General features: G+C 43.3%; 18 protein-coding genes. 7 read left to right on the top strand and 11 right to left on the bottom strand.

What is annotated here, in order from left to right:
• Window positions 1-663 precede the first annotated feature (663 nt).
• From CWC03_RS09635 to ettA, 11 genes are all read right to left on the bottom strand, one after another.
• The gene (locus CWC03_RS09635) at window positions 664-1,410 is read right to left on the bottom strand and encodes a hypothetical protein (RefSeq protein WP_138581737.1); all 747 of its coding nucleotides are present in this window, start codon (window positions 1,408-1,410) and stop codon (window positions 664-666) included.
• A gap of 184 nt (window positions 1,411-1,594) precedes the next feature.
• Entirely contained in the window at window positions 1,595-3,058 is a 1,464-nt protein-coding gene (locus CWC03_RS09630; RefSeq protein ID WP_138581736.1) for a sensor histidine kinase, read from the bottom strand.
• Entirely contained in the window at window positions 3,055-3,786 is a 732-nt protein-coding gene (locus CWC03_RS09625) for a response regulator transcription factor (protein ID WP_138581735.1), read from the bottom strand. Before CWC03_RS09625 ends, CWC03_RS09630 begins: the two co-directional genes overlap by 4 nt.
• 52 nt (window positions 3,787-3,838) lie before the next feature.
• Window positions 3,839-4,546 (bottom strand): spondin domain-containing protein, encoded by a 708-nt coding sequence (locus CWC03_RS09620; RefSeq protein ID WP_138581734.1) that lies wholly within the window; start codon window positions 4,544-4,546, stop codon window positions 3,839-3,841.
• A 9-nt stretch (window positions 4,547-4,555) separates the two neighbouring features.
• Window positions 4,556-5,254 (bottom strand): spondin domain-containing protein, encoded by a 699-nt coding sequence (locus CWC03_RS09615; protein ID WP_138581733.1) that lies wholly within the window; start codon window positions 5,252-5,254, stop codon window positions 4,556-4,558.
• A gap of 244 nt (window positions 5,255-5,498) precedes the next feature.
• Window positions 5,499-7,466: an FAD-dependent L-amino acid oxidase gene (locus CWC03_RS09610; RefSeq protein ID WP_138581732.1), complete on the bottom strand. Its 1,968-nt coding sequence runs from the start codon at window positions 7,464-7,466 to the stop codon at window positions 5,499-5,501.
• Window positions 7,467-7,829: 363 nt separating this feature from the next.
• Window positions 7,830-8,999, bottom strand: a complete 1,170-nt coding sequence (locus CWC03_RS09605; protein ID WP_138581731.1) for a glutathionylspermidine synthase family protein — start codon at window positions 8,997-8,999, stop codon at window positions 7,830-7,832.
• Between the two features lie 113 nt (window positions 9,000-9,112).
• Complete coding sequence (locus CWC03_RS09600; protein WP_138581730.1) at window positions 9,113-9,709, bottom strand: DUF1190 domain-containing protein; 597 nt, start codon at window positions 9,707-9,709, stop codon at window positions 9,113-9,115.
• A 9-nt stretch (window positions 9,710-9,718) separates the two neighbouring features.
• Window positions 9,719-10,123: a DUF350 domain-containing protein gene (locus tag CWC03_RS09595; protein ID WP_138581729.1), complete on the bottom strand. Its 405-nt coding sequence runs from the start codon at window positions 10,121-10,123 to the stop codon at window positions 9,719-9,721.
• Between the two features lie 44 nt (window positions 10,124-10,167).
• Window positions 10,168-10,533 (bottom strand): PilZ domain-containing protein, encoded by a 366-nt coding sequence (locus CWC03_RS09590; RefSeq protein WP_128728038.1) that lies wholly within the window; start codon window positions 10,531-10,533, stop codon window positions 10,168-10,170.
• Between the two features lie 216 nt (window positions 10,534-10,749).
• A complete protein-coding gene (ettA, locus tag CWC03_RS09585; protein WP_010604458.1) occupies window positions 10,750-12,414 on the bottom strand; it encodes an energy-dependent translational throttle protein EttA in 1,665 nt (554 codons plus the stop codon).
• Window positions 12,415-12,839: 425 nt separating this feature from the next.
• On the opposite strand from ettA, the gene CWC03_RS09580 reads away from it, so the two are divergent.
• The 7 genes from CWC03_RS09580 to CWC03_RS09550 are packed head-to-tail and all read left to right on the top strand — an operon-like array spanning window position 12,840 to window position 16,358.
• Window positions 12,840-13,118: a helix-turn-helix domain-containing protein gene (locus tag CWC03_RS09580; RefSeq protein WP_010378322.1), complete on the top strand. Its 279-nt coding sequence runs from the start codon at window positions 12,840-12,842 to the stop codon at window positions 13,116-13,118.
• Complete coding sequence (locus CWC03_RS09575; RefSeq protein ID WP_039496108.1) at window positions 13,093-13,455, top strand: hypothetical protein; 363 nt, start codon at window positions 13,093-13,095, stop codon at window positions 13,453-13,455. Before CWC03_RS09580 ends, CWC03_RS09575 begins: the two co-directional genes overlap by 26 nt.
• Before the next feature lie 20 nt (window positions 13,456-13,475).
• Window positions 13,476-13,895: a glycoside hydrolase family protein gene (locus CWC03_RS09570; protein ID WP_017218911.1), complete on the top strand. Its 420-nt coding sequence runs from the start codon at window positions 13,476-13,478 to the stop codon at window positions 13,893-13,895.
• A complete protein-coding gene (locus CWC03_RS09565; protein ID WP_128728036.1) occupies window positions 13,883-14,290 on the top strand; it encodes a 3TM-type holin in 408 nt (135 codons plus the stop codon). Before CWC03_RS09570 ends, CWC03_RS09565 begins: the two co-directional genes overlap by 13 nt.
• Complete coding sequence (locus tag CWC03_RS09560; RefSeq protein WP_017218913.1) at window positions 14,287-14,535, top strand: hypothetical protein; 249 nt, start codon at window positions 14,287-14,289, stop codon at window positions 14,533-14,535. The genes CWC03_RS09565 and CWC03_RS09560 overlap by 4 nt, the downstream gene beginning before the upstream one ends.
• Window positions 14,536-14,595: 60 nt before the next feature.
• Entirely contained in the window at window positions 14,596-15,438 is an 843-nt protein-coding gene (locus CWC03_RS09555) for a baseplate assembly protein (RefSeq protein WP_138581728.1), read from the top strand.
• Window positions 15,439-15,446: 8 nt separating this feature from the next.
• Complete coding sequence (locus CWC03_RS09550; RefSeq protein WP_138581727.1) at window positions 15,447-16,358, top strand: phage tail protein I; 912 nt, start codon at window positions 15,447-15,449, stop codon at window positions 16,356-16,358.
• Window positions 16,359-16,500: the final 142 nt, after the last annotated feature.

Here is a 16,500-nt window from a genome sequence, read left to right as displayed (position 1 = left end):
AAGCTGAGTAGGGCAAGATGTCGATCTCCTCTGCAGCCATCGTGAGTTATACCAAATGAATTAATTCTCTAATCAATTTGAAGGGTGAAATAGCATATTAACTTCGTTAAAAATTTCTCATATAGAACAACTAAATAGCAAAATTTTTAGCCTTGCTACTAAAGCTATTTCCCCGCTTCAAGATGGATCATTTACTTAATACAACTGGTATCATTTCGTTCATGTGAAAGTAGAACATCCTACTTCGTAGCGAGCCAAGGCCCCGTTACAGTAATGTAGCGGGTTTATTTAATTGGGGTGCAGTACATCGCGAGATAAACAATGTTGTAGTATCCAGCTTCATACTCGTTCTATTAGATTTAGCTCTGGTGAATAAGGAGCAAATCTGACGCTAACTGCGTTAAGATAATATTTCATTCTTCAAATTGGTGAGAAGATTAATACTGTTGGTATTAACTGCTCTTTGCATTCCCCCTATCTAGAGAATGTTTCAGTCACTATGAGCCATCAGCGATCACTCTTATCTCCCGTTGCCTGTGCATAGAATTATGTGATGTAGCCCCTCGCGATGGTAGTCTATTAAAAGTAGCCAATGGTGCATTTCCTAGTGCGATCTCTACCTCAAAGTGAAATGCCTTAGGATTTTCTGGAGCATAATTCTCTTTAGAGAAGAAAAAAACAAGGATCACCACCAACACCCCAGCGGACACCCTTTTTCAAAATATATGAAGCACCTGGAATATTCTGCCACTGCCGCCCTGGTTGCCTATATTGATAACGCTGACGGATGTCAATGGTTCTTCCCATAGTGAGTGGGCGTCTCACAATATAATCAGGGTTAAATGTTGAGTGGTCGTCAGTTACGGAGGCGCTCTGTGAACCATTTGGAGGCATAAAAAAGCTTTGGGGTACCCTACTTAATAATTGGTTAAAAGGAGGATCATAAGCCCTAGCAGTAGGATACCATACATGCTCTCTAGTTAGGCAGTGTGTAAAGGTGTTTACATCGCCGTTGGTACTGTCAAATGTGAATTGATGCTTAAAAATATACCGTGCATTATCAATCCTTATCATACCATGGGTGGGATCTCGAAATTGGTACCATTGTAATTCAAAATCCTGAAAAGCCATATTGTAATTCGTTGGACGGGCAAAGCTATCTATATTTAATGCGTTGCCTAAGTATACTAATGCAGTTTGATATTTTAGAAGTTTATCCACTGGCAAAGCGTGGATTTCTCCCTCTATATTTTCGGCCGTCCGATTATTGATATTTCGATTATTTGGGCTATTTTGTGCATTACCACCTAGCAATAGAGTGATATTGTTAAGCGATGAGGCACTCTGGCGAAAGCCATCATTGGCGTTTCCAATATGGTTCATAAAGTTACGCATAGAGACAATTGGCATAGTAAACTTTCCGTATTGTGTTGCAATTCAATGGTGTTTTATTTTAACTTTTAGTTAAAATATAGTTTACCTGAATAGAAAGCCAGAAAATATTTACTTTGAAAACTTCTTGATAGTGTATCTTGAGTAGAAGCTCAGAGTAGTAGATACCAAATTGGATCTGGTTGCTCCGAGCTTTAGTTATTTATTTGTTCAAAGGCAAAACGATGGTGAATTGACAGCCTTCATTGAGTGCACTTGCTACACTGATCCGTCCTTTTAGTATTTTGATCAGCTCACTAGTAATAGCAAGGCCAAGGCCTGCATTATGTTTACGGTTACTATTACTATTTTTGGCTTGAAAACTCGCATCAAAGATATACTGTAGGTCTGACGCACTGACACCAATACCTGTATCATTTACTTTAATATATGCATAACCCTCACACTCTTCTAATATCAAACTAATTTCTCCACCAGCTTCGGTGTGTCTAATGGCGTTATCTATTAAGTTTGACAGCACTCTATCTAGTTTCCCTATGTCACTGACAATCACCAAAGTACTTTGAGGTGGGGATACGACTATCTGTAACTGGTTGGCTTCAGCTTTCAACTTGAATTTTGCTGCGACGTCATACATTAACTCCAGCAGATTAAAGGGCTCGACATGGAGTTTGGTATGTCCGGCTTCTAAGTGGGCTAGCTCAAAAATTTGTGCAATAAGATGATTCAGTTGATTTATATTTTTGATGGCAATTTCGATGTGTGAAACGATATTTTTGTCACTCGTTTGTTTTTCTATTAGTTCTATGTAACCTTTAAGTGAAGCAAGTGGTGTGCGAAGATCGTGGCTAAGTTGGGAAAGCAACTCTCTACGTTGTTCATCTTTGAGGTTAAGTGTGGTTAATTGCTGCTGAATTTTATCCAGCATAGCATTGACGCTGCGACCTAGCTGATGGATCTCATCATGTTCTTCGGGCCAATTTATTTGGGCATCACGACTAATATTAAACTGGTTTTGACTGACCTGGTCTATATATTGAGTCAGTCTGGACACGGGCTTGGTGATTTTATTAAGCAGTAGTAGGACGACAACCAGCAAAAAGAACAAAGTGCCTAATAACCAACTTACGCCAAGCATCACCTTGTCTGAATTTTTTAGTTGCTCAATAATACTATCGTATTTTGACGAGCCGATGATGATATATAGATAACCCTGCAAAATATCTTGATTAAATACAGGGGCCACAGAGAAAATTTTACTGCCGTTAACACTCCTAGGATCGTCACCAAATACAGGTAGTTGGCTATCGCTCTTTAGGAGTTTTTTTAATGGGGTAACATCAATTTGCTGACGTTTAACCTCTCCAGGGGCTGCAGAGTATGTTAATAACTTACCTTCAGGGGAGACAAAGTAAAACTCGAATGAGGGGCCTAGAATCATCAAGGTGTGAAATAGATTACTCAAACCATCATAGTCGTACACTCCCTCTTTTATCAGGGGGTTATCGTCAACAAGATGGGTCGCAAGTGCGAGGTGTAATTGTTGTTCTGCTTGAGATTTAGAGACTTGAGATAGCGCTTGAGTCCACCACACAAAAATCGCTGCTATGACAACGAAAGTGACAAATAAGGTCAGTGCGAGTTTTTTGTAGAGTGAGAGCTTCATACGCTTTGCCCATTAAGAGAGGCTGAATTTAATTTGTAACCAACGCCCCATACTGTTTCTATCACCGTATTATTTGAAATAGCTTCAAGCTTTGCCCTCAGACGATTAATATGGGAGTTAACGGTATGCTCGTATCCTGAGTGTTGGTAGCCCCATACTGATTCTAATAACTGGGTTCGAGAAAACACGTGATTTGGGTGTTTAGCAAAAAACTGCAGCAGCTCAAATTCGGTTGCGGTAAGGTCTAATCTAACATTAGCCAACGAAATTTCATGACAACAGGCATCGATAACTAAGTTTCCAACTGCAATTTTATCGCGTGGGAAGTCCACATTTTCAGTCTGCATTGGTTGCTTAAGTTGCCTGACATGGCGTAGCTGCGCTTTCACTCTTGCTTGCAACTCTCTCGTATTAAAAGGCTTGCATATATAGTCGTCTGCACCAACTTCAAGTCCAATGATCCTATCGATATCACTACTTTTTGAGGTGACGATGATGACACTACTCATAGGGTAAAGCGCCTTAAGCTCTCGACAAAGGGTTAGTCCATCCATATTAGGTAGCATTAAATCCAGTAAAATCACGGCAAAATCGTTTGCTTTAGCAACCGACAATACTTGGTTGCCGTCGGCAACATGCGTTACCGCTAAAGCTAACTCCTCTAAATGCACTTGGAGCAATCTCGCTATGTCTAGGTCATCTTCAACTAGCAACACGTTTTCTAACATAAATAGCCCTTTATGAAAGCGCAAACGCCTATGGCAGGCGGTTGCGCATAGGCTATTTAACTCTCTCGATAGTGACTGCAAGCAGCGGGTTATCAAATTTATGGATACTAGTGAGCGTTGAACTTTGGAGTCCATCATCACTACCAACTACACCACTGTGCATCGTCACCATGTTGTGATTATCGTTGCGCTCTGCGTTAAAGCCCTCACCGCTGTCTGCTGGGCCTGGTATGGTTCCCGCGGCTTCACTATTCAGCTCAGTGCCAGCATCGTAGGCAAGTGTTCGATACATTTGCACCTCACCTACGGGCAACGCAGAGACGTCTATAGCATTTAGACCGGAGAATCCATCATTGGTATTCACCATCATGGTTAATAGCGATAATTTAAGCTCAGAAAGGTCTGTAGTTTTGATGGAAAGGTTGGTTGTCGCACCGGGGCCTAAAGGCCCAACCGTTGAGACGGATGCTAGTGTCATCTCGTCGGCTATAATATCGCTGTTATTTCCGCCCTCTGCAAGTTGCTCTAATGCTTCACTTGCTGGCATGCCGACAGTAAAGTAATGACCAGACTGATGAAGCAGCGCTGCAATTGGTGACATAGGCTGTGCATGTGTAAGGTTCGTGATAGTGATGGCAAACTCATACTCAACTGGCTCTGGCTCAACCGGAGGCTCTGGCATCACCATATTATTGTCATTGTCTCCACATGCACTGAGCAGGAGCGCAGACATGGCAATTAATGCTAATTTCGCTTTCATAGCTCCCCCTTATTTTACGGTTATTGTTACTTTAGCTACGGGATTTAACCAACGGTGCACTGTGTTATGCAGATCGCTATTACCGCCGACTTGCTCGTCGTCACCTAGGTTGCCTCTGTGAATATGGACCATGGTGTTTTCTTCACTTGCTGTGACGCCAGCACCTTGAGTGCCAGGAGCTGCACCTGGCGATGCTGGGATCCCTAAAATACCGGGTGCACCAGAGCCTTCGACAACCAGTTCATTATTCGCTTCAGTACCCGCATCATAGGCATTAAGGTAAACTTCATAGGTGCCGGCAGCGCTTGGAATAGGCCAAGCATTTAATCCTACAAATCCATCATTGGTAGGAAGTAGCATCGCCACAATTGAAAGATGCGTATTTCCTTCAATAGTGGATATCATCGCCATTGTAGAGCCTGCGGGTGCAAGTAGCCCCTCAGCTGGGTTGGCAACCATATTGGCGTTTGAGCTTTCGAGGATTTGTCCTAAAGCTGAAATGTCACCGCCTTCGGCCATGGCTTGCAATGCTTCAGAAGCTTGCTCACCGAGTTTAAAAAGAGCGGTATCTTGATTATGAGCAGCTACCAGTAAAGGCGTATAGTAAATACCGTGAGTGAGGTTAGTGATTTTTACTTCAAGGTCTTGTGCAAGCGCAGCGCTAGATAAACACGTTGCGACTAGGGTGGTCAGGATTTTTGCTTTCATGATGTACTCTTCTTATTAGGATTAACAGTCCCTTTATCATGGCTGCAAGATATTGAGATTGGCTCACGGAGTTATCACGTTTTTATCACAAAAGCGTAGAATACTTATCACAGGGCTCAGAGCAGCGGAGCTTAGGGTAACTTGAAGTACGCCGGAACGGTTCTAGTTGGTCGAGAACTATCAATTAGTTCTGCAAGGTAGGGATAATGAGGAGTAAAAAACTCCTCGTTACTAGAGAGGCGGGTTAGGGCTTATCGAAATAACTAAGGTTGACGCCAAGCACACTATTGGTATCAGCAAGCGTGACTTTGTCTTTAGTGTTTGGCGAAAAGTTAGGATCGATATATTCCATAATCATTTCATTAGCAATTTTCCGGTAGGCGATTTGTATTGCTTCTGACGAGCTACAGCCTTGGTCTGTTTCAAAGACCTCGCTTAGTGGCGCTAAACCAAACCCTTTTTGTAGCGCTAAATCTGTCGAACGTAACGCGCCTTCTACCCAGCCCTGATAATCAGAGTAAGTTTCACCGCAGGTAAATAGATTTGGCAACGGCTCCACTAAATCTTCGATGACGTCTTTATCATTCACACCAATCGCCCATTGATGTACACCAAAACCAAATTGAAGATTTTCAGGGACATTGAAATTCACATTCCCCTCCCAAATTCGAGCGCTTGTGAGGGTCGGCTGTGGAACATAATGTGTATTAAAAATGTCTTTAAAGAATTGTGTCGCTTGTCGTACAACCGCTTCCGAGGCTGGAAAAATATCACTGGGAATAGATTCAACGAGTTCTGACTCTCGAGGGTGATGATAAAGCTCACCTTTGTTTTGCAGTGCACTCCAAAAATTAATATTTAGATAATCACAGTAAATAGTCAATGCAGCTGGGCGACTGTATTTAGCGGCTTCTATCCCTTCGAGCTTGTGTTGGGTTTCAGAGTTAGGCTCGGCATGACGCTCGTTATACATAAGCGCGGCTGCGAGTTCATCATCTAAAGCATAAAAGGGATAAACAGAACCTGTTGGTAAATCGGCAAAGTTAGGTCCAAAGCTGACAGCTGGGCGGCCTGTCATGCCGGTTCCCCACCATGCAGTGTCGTAGTATAAATTAATCTTCAGGAGCGGTTGGTTGCTTGTGCTTTGCAATGTATCCCATAACGCATCGCGCCGCTGCTTTGGTAGTTGCTTGAATACATCTGACGCTATGAACAACTTTTCAAGCGCGAGTCTTGGTAGCCCTAAAATAAGCTTTTCGGCTTTAAATGTTCCTTCGCTTATCTGTCCGTCTTGCTCGGTTTTGGTGTACTTAAGTACATAAAGATTGTCTGCTTTATCAAAGGCGATGCTATCGATGCTCGTTTGCAGGTAAATCTTCTCTTTACCTATTTTATCCACCAGCGCGTTTGGTAGGGTGCTAAAGCCGTCTTTAAAGGTTCTAAATTCGACATCTGCAGGAAAGTCTTCCAAAAGCTGATAGGCAACCCCCGCATTCATTTTCGATAAGAAGGTGCCATTAAAGCCCAAAACACGATACAGCATGGTGATACATTCTTGGCTATAACCCATATCAGTGAGTAAATCCCACAAAGACCAATTATATAGCGGCTCACCTTGCCATTGACATTGCAGACGGAAATCCTGCCAAAACTCTGGACCGCGAACCTCTGGCCTTGAATCGAACTGTGGATTCACTTGCAAGATACGATTAAAAACAACATTAATAATGTCTTTGGGGTTAACACCTTGCTCGTTTGGGTCGAGGTTATAAAGTGCTGACCAAATATGATAGTCGTCTTGTTCGGCATCGTTTACCGAAAAGCTGGTACCGCGAAAGTAGAGTCGGTTATTGCCGCCGCTATTCATAGGGAAAGGGACTATCTGATCTTCTAGGCCCAATTTAAGAAAGAGGGCCATTAGGTCATCCATACCCTCAAATAGAAACCGCATACCACCTTGCTCTTCTTTGACTGTAATGGTGCTGTCAGGCTTTGCTCCTACGCGGTTATCTCTGAAATGGATAAGATCGGAGTCTAATCTTCCACCTGTGCGGTTGCTGCGCTCAAAAATGGCGAAGTCATCAACGTCTGTTTCGCACTGTAATCGCCAAGCGCTATACAAACCAGACATACCAGCCCCTATCACTGCGACCTTCACCGCGTCTGGAATGGGTTTTTGACTAATGTCTGTACCTATTTTGTAGTGAGTCATGTGAGTTCCTTAGTCGACTATGTCTCACACTTTTGAGGCTGACTGCTTTTATACCAGTTGGTATTACTTCCTAGCTCGCTAAGTGATCTATAACGTATCTATGCACTCCAACCTGTTGAGTGCACTTTCCAAAAATTTGTTGCAACAAGCCAAGTATTGCTTTCTCAACCTGATGCAAAACCCAGATATTACTTTAGTACACTGGTTAAGTTTGTGTTAATTTTTGTAGCGGGTTTTGCCAAGTGTTTGTCTAAAAAGCACGAATGGCTTGAATTTAATAAGCTTTTATTCTTGGCTGAACACTAATTTGAGGTATGGAACATATTGTTCCATACTGACTAAGTTATTTAGTGTTCAATGAGTTTAGCCAACAATGATATGGGGTAAGAAACGGCTAAGATCTTGGGTGATCAGGCTTTTATCTTCACGAACACCAATTCCAACTGCTTTATCACCGACAATCCATGAGCCGATGAGCGTATTGAAGCCTGCAAATTTGGGCAAAGGTGAGTAAGCTTGATAAATATAACCTTCTTCGCCATATCCACCAGCAGACTGTGCAAGCAGTTGTTGATCTTTTCGGATCTCAATATTCGCGCCTTCACGAGAAAATAGCGGCTTCTTCACATAGCCGGACTCGCTGTTTGCAATTTTATGCTTGTCCTGTTCAAAGTATGCCGATAACAGATTTGGGTGATTGGGAAAGGTTTGCCATAGCAAAGGTAAGATTGCTTTATTAGATAAAATCGCTTTCCAAGCAGGCTCTAGCCATTGCACTTTTGCTTTTGATAACTGCTCACTATATTCATCTTGAAACATAAATTCCCACGGGTATAGCTTAAACATCCATTGAATTTTTGAATCATCAAGGTCGACAAAGTGTTGGTTATCAAATCCGATATCTTCGATAAAAACTTGTTTCGTTTTGAGTCCAGCTTCCATCGCGCAGCTGCGCATATACTGAATAGTGCCCAAGTCCTCAATGCTTTCTTTGCAGCAAGAAAAGTGTAGGGGAGCACCACGGTAACATTTATGTAGTTGATAAAACCGCTCAATTAGCGCTTCTTGTAGGCCATTAAATTGATCCGCATTGCGAGGCAGTTTACCGACTTTCACTTGTTCCTCAAGCCATAGCCACTGCCAGTAACCCGTTTCGAATAAGCTGGTGGGCGTGTCATAATTGGCCTCCAGCAGCTTGGCTGGTGACTTACCATCGTAACTAAAATCAAAGCGGCCATAGAGTGCTTGGTCGCGGCGACGCCATGAGCGAGTCACTAATTCCCATTGCGACTCTGGAATAGCAAACTGTTGCAGAAGTGATTCGTCATTACACACTAAATCGACAAGGTGTAAGAGCATTTGGTGGAGTTCATCACTTGGGTCTTCCAAGTCTTGCTCAATTTGTTTTAACGTAAATTGATAATAAGCACTTTCATCCCAGTACTTTTCACCATACATAGTATGAAATTCAAAGCCGTGGGCTTTTGCTTGTTCACGCCAGTATGGGCGTTCATCAATAGAAATTCTTAACATAAGGATAAAATCGATCCGTCTAATATCAATTGCATAGATATCAAGTAAACTACAGAATACTCAATAAAAAGCCGAGTGAACCTCGGCTTATCTTTTATTAAGCTAAGGTTGGCTTAGCTGCCCCAACTGCCACCGCTACTACGAGTAGCACTACGACCAAATCCACCGCGACTACGTGATACGGAGCTGGCACGCGGCTTGTAATTGATGGTCGAGCTTTTGACCGACGTTGTACCAGAAGATTTTGCAGATGCGACAAACCCGTTTTGCGCATTTCGATAGCTAAAGAAGTCATCACGAGAGCGATACAGCGGTTTTGCGCCAGAATAGTAAGTGCCGCCTAAGTAAGCTGCCTTTTTCTTCTTGCGCTTTTTCATCATGTCTAGGCCTTCGTCCACGGCTTCTGCAAGTGCAGCAACCATAAAGCCTGCCATAATTGGACGCCAAATCCCACCACTCGAATTTTCACAGCGATCAAAGCCAAAGTCGCTTTCGCACAACTGCTCAGAGGCATATTTGGGCGCTTCTTGGCGATGGCTATCGAGAGCTTGTTGGTATTGAAACTGGCATGCTTCTTCCTCAATACCGAATGATGTGCATTCATCAATGTCTTTAAAAAGTAACGCTGATTCGTCACTATCACCGCACGCGGTCAACCCTCCTGTGGCGCCCATTAATAAAGTCAATTTGATTGTTCTACTCCTTTTCATCTTGACTCCTTAATAGGTCATGCATGCGGCATTCAAAATTCCGGTCGCAAGCGAGGCTCCACCTAAGAACAGACCTGCACTGATGTGATTATTTTCGATTTTCTCGGATAACCTCGGCATATACAGCCTTACCATGAAGAAGGTAATTAATTGCATGACTCCTGCAATAATTCCCCAAACGGCAAAATCAATAAGTGATACTGCATTTATAGCGGCACTGGCGATAGGCAAGACAAAACCAATTAAGGTACCGCAAAACGCAGCTGCGGCAGCAGGATTGTTTTCTTTAACTAGTTTCCACTCACAATAAGGCGTAACTTTGGAGTAGATAAATAAAAAGGCTAAGGTAAGTAAGTAGGCAAGGCCGAAGTAGGAAATAAAAGGGACAAATCCTTGTAAAGAATCCAAAATCATAATTTTCTCTTTGTTATTGAATCGAACTTGAAATCCGATAGATATTAATCATCATCGTAGGTGAGCTGCTCCAGCTCGCGATGTAGTATATCATCATCTCCAAGGTTAAGTTCAATAAGGCGCTTTAAATGCGTCACACTATCGAGATCGATTTGGCGGCAATGTACGCCTAGGTGACCCTCTTCAACATGACGAACTTCTATCTCCATCGTAATTTGGATATCACTCCCTGGTAGATAAAAGTTTAAACTTGCTGGGTCGTTTTTGAGTGGCACATAGCCATCGGGTAAGGTAAGCAATGCCCCATTGAGCGATAAATCCAATATTTCACAGCTAAAATCACCGCTTGAGGCCATAAACTGTGCCTCGTTTGAAAAAATAACTCTGGAAAAACGTCGACGTTCTTTCATTACTGATCCTAATAGTCCGTATAGGTAAATAATAGCTTATATCATTGTGCTCGCTACTAAAAAATGACAATAAATTACGCTGGCTGGATAGGATCGCTGTTGCAGTTTGATTTGCTACGTACCTCCATAGTGCGGCATGAATAAAGAAAAGCAGGTATTAAAAAATAAAAAAGGCTCCTAACGGGGAGCCTCAGATTATCATTGTCGATAGGCTTATTAGCCAATCTTCTTGTATTTGATACGTTTTGGCTCTGCCGCCTCAGCGCCAAAGGTCTTCTTCAGCCACTCTTCGTATTCGGTGTAGTTGCCGTCAAAGAAATTGATTTGGCCTTCATCACGGTAATCTAGAATGTGCGTCGCGATGCGGTCTAGGAACCAACGGTCGTGCGAGATACACATAACGCAGCCTGGGAATTCCAAAATCGCATTTTCTAGCGCTCGTAACGTTTCAACGTCTAGATCGTTGGTTGGTTCATCCAGCAACAGTACGTTACCGCCTGCTTTTAGCAGTTTAGCTAAGTGCAGACGATTACGCTCACCACCGGAAAGCTCTTTTACAAACTTTTGTTGGTCATTGCCCTTAAAGTTAAAGCGGCCAACATAGGCGCGGCTCGGTACTTCAAAGTTGCCAATTTTAAGAATGTCTTGGCCGTTAGAGATCTCTTGGAATACGGTGTTATTACCGTCCATGTCATCACGGAACTGTTCAACTGTGGCGATTTCCACTGTTTCACCAATAGTGATGTTACCACTATCTGGCTGCTCTTGACCGCTTAGCATTCTAAACAGTGTTGATTTACCCGCGCCGTTTGCACCGATGATCCCAACAATTGCGCCTTTAGGTACGTTGAAGTTCAAATCGTCAATCAACAATCTGTCACCGAAGCTCTTACGTAAGTTGCTTACTTCAATCACTTGGTCGCCTAAGCGAGGGCCAGGTGGAATGAATAGCTCATTGGTTTCGTTACGCTTTTGATAGTCGTTTTGCTGAAGCTCAGTAAACTGCGCCATACGTGCTTTAGATTTAGCTTGGCGACCTTTCGGATTTGAGCGCACCCACTCAAGTTCTTTTTCAATCGACTTCTGGCGTGCTTTCTCTGACTTTTCTTCTTGCTTCAAGCGCGCATCTTTTTGCTCAAGCCATGAAGAATAGTTACCTTCCCACGGAATGCCATGGCCACGGTCAAGCTCTAAAATCCAGCCTGCTACATTATCTAGGAAGTAGCGGTCGTGGGTGATCGCCACCACGGTGCCCTCGTAGTCATGAAGGAATCGCTCCAACCATGCAACTGACTCGGCATCTAAGTGGTTAGTTGGTTCGTCAAGAAGCAACATATCTGGTTTTTCAAGTAATAGGCGGCAGATAGCAACACGGCGTCTTTCACCACCAGAGAGATGCTCAATTTTTGCATCCCATTCTGGTAAGCGAAGCGCATCGGCAGCGCGCTCAAGCGCATTATCTAGGTTGTGACCGTCATGTGCTTGGATAATAGCTTCTAATTCGCCTTGCTCTTTGGCTAGCGCATCAAAGTCAGCATCTTCCATTGCATACTCAGCGTACACTTCGTCTAATCGATTCAGGGCGCGCTTAACTTCACCAACCGCTTCTTCAATCGTTTCACGAACGGTTTTGCTTTCATCTAGTACAGGTTCCTGCGGTAGGTAACCAATCTTAGTACCAGGTTGCGGACGTGCCTCGCCCTCGAATTCATTATCCACACCCGCCATAATGCGAAGTAAGGTCGATTTACCTGCACCATTAAGACCTAAAACACCAATTTTAGCGCCTGGGAAAAAGCATAAAGAAATGTCTTTCAGAATAGTGCGCTTAGGTGGCACAACTTTGCTCACCCGCGACATGGTATAAATATATTGAGCCATGAGTTTCCAATCTCTTTTTTAATTTAGATGTATTTTAGAGAAAGCCTTCCAGTGCTGCAATGTTGATAGTTCAGAACGAGGAAAAAACAATGCCCAAGCTAGTGTTTGGTTAACCATTGTAATTTTTTATTTACCTTTTAATAAGTTAAATAATTAAACTGTTTATTTATCCAGTTATTAATTGTAAGCGTATCATTCATAGGTCATTTTTGACCTGTTTCCAATCCGAGAAATCGCTATTATATCACTACGCTGAAGAAAGTTATCAGATGAACATGTTAACGGGCGTGGTGGGTTTTTACCGGAACTAAAAACTCGATGGCAAGGATGAACGGCTACGTTGTTTTCGCTTTTCAGCGATCCCCATTCAGCTAAGCAGAACAAATTTTCACTAGTCGTGTTTATTTTTTGAGGTAAGGAGAACAATGACACTTATAAACACAACCACATCCAGACTGGTGGGCCAAAGCAAACCAGCTCCAACAGGAGCCGAAATTCTTCGTGTTGCGCGAAAGCTCAGAGGTTACACGCAAGCTGAATCAGCCGCTCATTATGGTATTGAGGAGCGTACGTTAAGACGATGGGAAAATAGGGAGTATAGCCCACGCTGGAATGATGTTATTGGCCTAGTTGAAGATGTGTACTTACTCGATATTTTAGAAGTGATAGGAAAAATCCATGACCAACAAGCAAGTGACAATTAAACAGGTACGTACTGCCCTTAAGCGCTGGGGTAAGTTTTGGTGTAGTAAAGAGCTAGGTAAGGGCTTTAGCCGTCAAGCTGCAACTGAAGCTATTGGCAGTTCATCAAGCAAATACGTCAGTGCAGAGCAGATGCATGTACCCGATGAAATTGCTCAACTTACCGCATCAATTGAGTTACTTAGACCAGAATGTAAGCGTGCAATTCGAGCTAAATACATGATGCATAACAAGGTGGTCGATGCAGCAAAAACATTGGGTTTTGACAGCAAGCGTTCAATGGAGTTTTGGTTATTGAAAGCTGAGCAAAGCTTGATGGTTAATATGTCGACACATTAGCAACAATAAAGGGGAATTGTATGTCCGTAATGAATACAGTAGAGCAACTCAAAAAACATGAGGGGTTTCGCCAATTTCCTTACCTTTGTACTGCGGGAAAACTGACTATTGGCTATGGTCGAAATCTCGATGATAAGGGAATTGATGAAGAAGAAGCAGAATCACTACTTGCGAGCGATGTAGAAAATGCCAAAGCGGCGGTGGCGCGCAGGATTGCAACCCAACACTGCAACGATGCACGGATGGCGGTGCTGGTAAATATGGCATTTAATTTAGGGATCACAGGGTTACTTAACTTTAGTCGAATGTTACAAGCGGTCGAAAAAGGTGATTTTGATACCGCCGCACTAGAAATGTTAGATAGCCGATGGGCAAGACAAGTACCTAATCGTGCCCAAGAGCTTGCTCAACAGATGATTTCAGGGGAATGGCAATCATGAGTCTATTAGGTAGCCTATTTTCTGCAAAAACAGTGGCTCCGATAGAAGCAATTGGCAATATTCTTGATGAATTATTTACCAGTGAAGAAGAAGTGCTCAAGCAAGAGCATTTAAAGGCGAGATTGATAGCAAAGCATGCATTAGTACAAGCGCAGATCAATCAAGTTCAAGCAGCGCATCGCAGTGTGTTTGTAGCGGGGGCGAGGCCTTTTTTGATGTGGGTGTGTGGTTTTGGCTTTTTGTTTTCGTTCGTGGTTAATCCAATTCTACAATGGTTAATGCCTGAACATGGTACGCCTGAATTGCCGCTTGATGTGATGTTAGAGCTTACGCTTGCCATGTTAGGGCTTGCAGGGCTTAGAACCGTTGAGAAAGTAAAAGGGGTCAGCAAGTGAATCATCCTGAACAATGGCAAATGAAAAAAGAGTTTAATTTGGCCCACATTCTCACCACCATTGCGCTGTTGGTGTCTGGTGTTATTTACCTTGGCGACTTGGATAAAAGGATCACCACTAACTCCCAAGCGCTTGACCACCTCAAGCAAATTCGCCAAGAAGACCAAAAGCGCATCGAAAAGCGCTTAGATTCTATAGATAAAAAATTAGATACGTTGCTCGGTGCCCGCAGAGTGGGTCCGTAGCGCCGCTATTATCGGCCGTATTGGCTTTCTTTATCCAACCCCATTTAAAAGGAGAGTAGCATGAATAATGCTATCGATTTGACACGCCTATCTGCACCTGATGTGTTGGAGACAGTCAGCTATGAAGCTATTTATCAGGAATTAGAAGCGCAATTGCAACAGCAGTTTCCAGATTATCCATTTCTTCCCTCTGATCCAGCAATAAAGCTGATGGAGCTTTTTGCCTATCGCGAGGTATTACTGAGACAGCGTGTGAATGACGCCGCACAATCTGTGATGGTGGCATATGCTACAGGCAGTGACTTGGATCATTTGGGTGTTTTGTTCGGTGTGGCGCGAGAAGAAGCAGAATCGGATGAACGCTATCGTTTGCGGATCCCACTTTCTCTTGAAAGTCATTCAATGGGAGGCACGTCTGGTGCTTATCAGTACCACGCGTTTACCGCTTCTGCAAAAGTGAAAGACGTGTTTGTTGAATCAACATTGCCGGGTATTGTTGAAGTCCATGTGTTACCAGTTGCTGATGTGGTGACTTTGGAAGATAAAGAAGCACTTAGAACAGAGGTGTTACGTTACCTCAATGACGAAGATGTTAGACCGCTTACGGACCTTGTACGCGTGCATTTGGTAGAGCCAACGGCCTACAGGATTGAAGCCGATATTTACTTTAATGCAGGTATTAATACGGAGCAGGTTAAAGTGTCCATCCATCGTGCAATTGAAAACTTTATTCAATCGCATTACTTGCTCGGGAAAGAAGTACCTAGCTCGGGGCTTATTGATGCTTTGCATCAAGGAGGAGTAAGAAAAGTGAAGCTTCGCTCGATGCATGACGACCTATCACCAAGTGCGAAAAATGCAGCTTACTGTCGCGATGTGCAATTACATTTTCCAACGGAATAAGATGAGCTATGACAAGTTATCATAAATTACTGCCACCTGGCACATCACCGCTGGTTCGCGCCATTGCCGAGCAAGTTGAAGACTCACCGAGTAAGCTTGAGGTAACACCAACTATCCCAGAATATGTGGGCAAACAATGGCACCCAGAGACCTGCCCAGAGGCTTTATTACCTTGGCTTGCATGGTCTTTATCAGTAGATGAGTGGGATGAAAGCTGGCCGGTAGATACTAAACGGGCATTTATCGCCAATTCGGTCAAAGTGCATAAGCACAAAGGCACGGTTGGCTCGGTAAAGCGAGCATTGGCAGCGCTAGGGGTAAGTGTTGAGTTTTTTGAATGGTTTCAAGAAATTGATGATATAGCACTGGCGCCTTATCAATCAAAGCAGCCGCATACCTTTCTGTTTATCGCGTGGGCGAATGAAATTCCCTATACCAGTGACGCTGTGATCTTAAGTCCAGAGCTTTACCAAGCCGTTAAAGATGTTACTGATAGCACTAAACCAAAACGCGCCCATTTCGACTTTTTAGTCGGTGCCAAAATGAGCCTAAAACTGCAGACAGCCTCTATTGCCAGTGGCTTGCAAGTTGCGAGAAAGTCAGCGCAAACCGAGGCCGTAAAAGCACCCACTGCCACTGTATCAGCGGCATTTGCATTGGCAAGCAATAAACAAATCGCAGCAACTGGTCGGTATATGAAAAGCCAGCATGTGAATGCGTATTTACAAAGCTCTGCGCGAGTAGGGCTTCACTTAAATAATCGCCGTCATGTAGTAAGCCGAATTTATTTAACCAATGAGCAAAGACTGCCTGCGGCCAAGTTTGACTTTACGACGGAACTTGCGAGCACTTTGCACTTTACTAACCGTCGTTTTCAAGTGGCTAGATTCTACTGCCACACTTATACCAATTTGTCTTAATACTTGCTCAATTTGAAGGAGTAAATCTGACGCTAACGGCGTTAAAAATTTCTTATTTAGAACAACTAAATAGCAATAGTTTTGCTTGCGTACTTGGATGTCGGGACCTTGGCGTGAGCAGGATGCGGGCGCGGTGTTGGCG

Origin of the sequence: Pseudoalteromonas sp. S2755, assembly GCF_005886535.1 — a bacterium.
In the GTDB taxonomy this organism is placed as follows: domain Bacteria; phylum Pseudomonadota; class Gammaproteobacteria; order Enterobacterales; family Alteromonadaceae; genus Pseudoalteromonas.
Note: the sequence above shows the minus strand (reverse complement) of the source record. Positions and strands in the feature narration are given on the sequence as shown.

What these genes read in the sequence shown, in the direction of transcription:
- CWC03_RS09565 (WP_128728036.1), top strand. Translation starts at nt 13,883, where the DNA reads ATGGCAATCATGAGTCTATTAGGTAGCCTATTTTCTGCAAAAACAGTG.
- CWC03_RS09550 (WP_138581727.1), top strand. Translation starts at nt 15,447, where the DNA reads ATGACAAGTTATCATAAATTACTGCCACCTGGCACATCACCGCTGGTT.
- CWC03_RS09610 (WP_138581732.1), bottom strand. Translation starts at nt 7,466, where the DNA reads ATGACTCACTACAAAATAGGTACAGACATTAGTCAAAAACCCATTCCA.
- CWC03_RS09630 (WP_138581736.1), bottom strand. Translation starts at nt 3,058, where the DNA reads ATGAAGCTCTCACTCTACAAAAAACTCGCACTGACCTTATTTGTCACT.
- CWC03_RS09580 (WP_010378322.1), top strand. Translation starts at nt 12,840, where the DNA reads ATGACACTTATAAACACAACCACATCCAGACTGGTGGGCCAAAGCAAA.
- CWC03_RS09590 (WP_128728038.1), bottom strand. Translation starts at nt 10,533, where the DNA reads ATGAAAGAACGTCGACGTTTTTCCAGAGTTATTTTTTCAAACGAGGCA.
- CWC03_RS09605 (WP_138581731.1), bottom strand. Translation starts at nt 8,999, where the DNA reads ATGTTAAGAATTTCTATTGATGAACGCCCATACTGGCGTGAACAAGCA.
- CWC03_RS09625 (WP_138581735.1), bottom strand. Translation starts at nt 3,786, where the DNA reads ATGTTAGAAAACGTGTTGCTAGTTGAAGATGACCTAGACATAGCGAGA.
- CWC03_RS09620 (WP_138581734.1), bottom strand. Translation starts at nt 4,546, where the DNA reads ATGAAAGCGAAATTAGCATTAATTGCCATGTCTGCGCTCCTGCTCAGT.
- CWC03_RS09615 (WP_138581733.1), bottom strand. Translation starts at nt 5,254, where the DNA reads ATGAAAGCAAAAATCCTGACCACCCTAGTCGCAACGTGTTTATCTAGC.
- CWC03_RS09635 (WP_138581737.1), bottom strand. Translation starts at nt 1,410, where the DNA reads ATGCCAATTGTCTCTATGCGTAACTTTATGAACCATATTGGAAACGCC.
- ettA (WP_010604458.1), bottom strand. Translation starts at nt 12,414, where the DNA reads ATGGCTCAATATATTTATACCATGTCGCGGGTGAGCAAAGTTGTGCCA.
- CWC03_RS09575 (WP_039496108.1), top strand. Translation starts at nt 13,093, where the DNA reads ATGACCAACAAGCAAGTGACAATTAAACAGGTACGTACTGCCCTTAAG.
- CWC03_RS09600 (WP_138581730.1), bottom strand. Translation starts at nt 9,709, where the DNA reads ATGAAAAGGAGTAGAACAATCAAATTGACTTTATTAATGGGCGCCACA.
- CWC03_RS09570 (WP_017218911.1), top strand. Translation starts at nt 13,476, where the DNA reads ATGTCCGTAATGAATACAGTAGAGCAACTCAAAAAACATGAGGGGTTT.
- CWC03_RS09555 (WP_138581728.1), top strand. Translation starts at nt 14,596, where the DNA reads ATGAATAATGCTATCGATTTGACACGCCTATCTGCACCTGATGTGTTG.
- CWC03_RS09595 (WP_138581729.1), bottom strand. Translation starts at nt 10,123, where the DNA reads ATGATTTTGGATTCTTTACAAGGATTTGTCCCTTTTATTTCCTACTTC.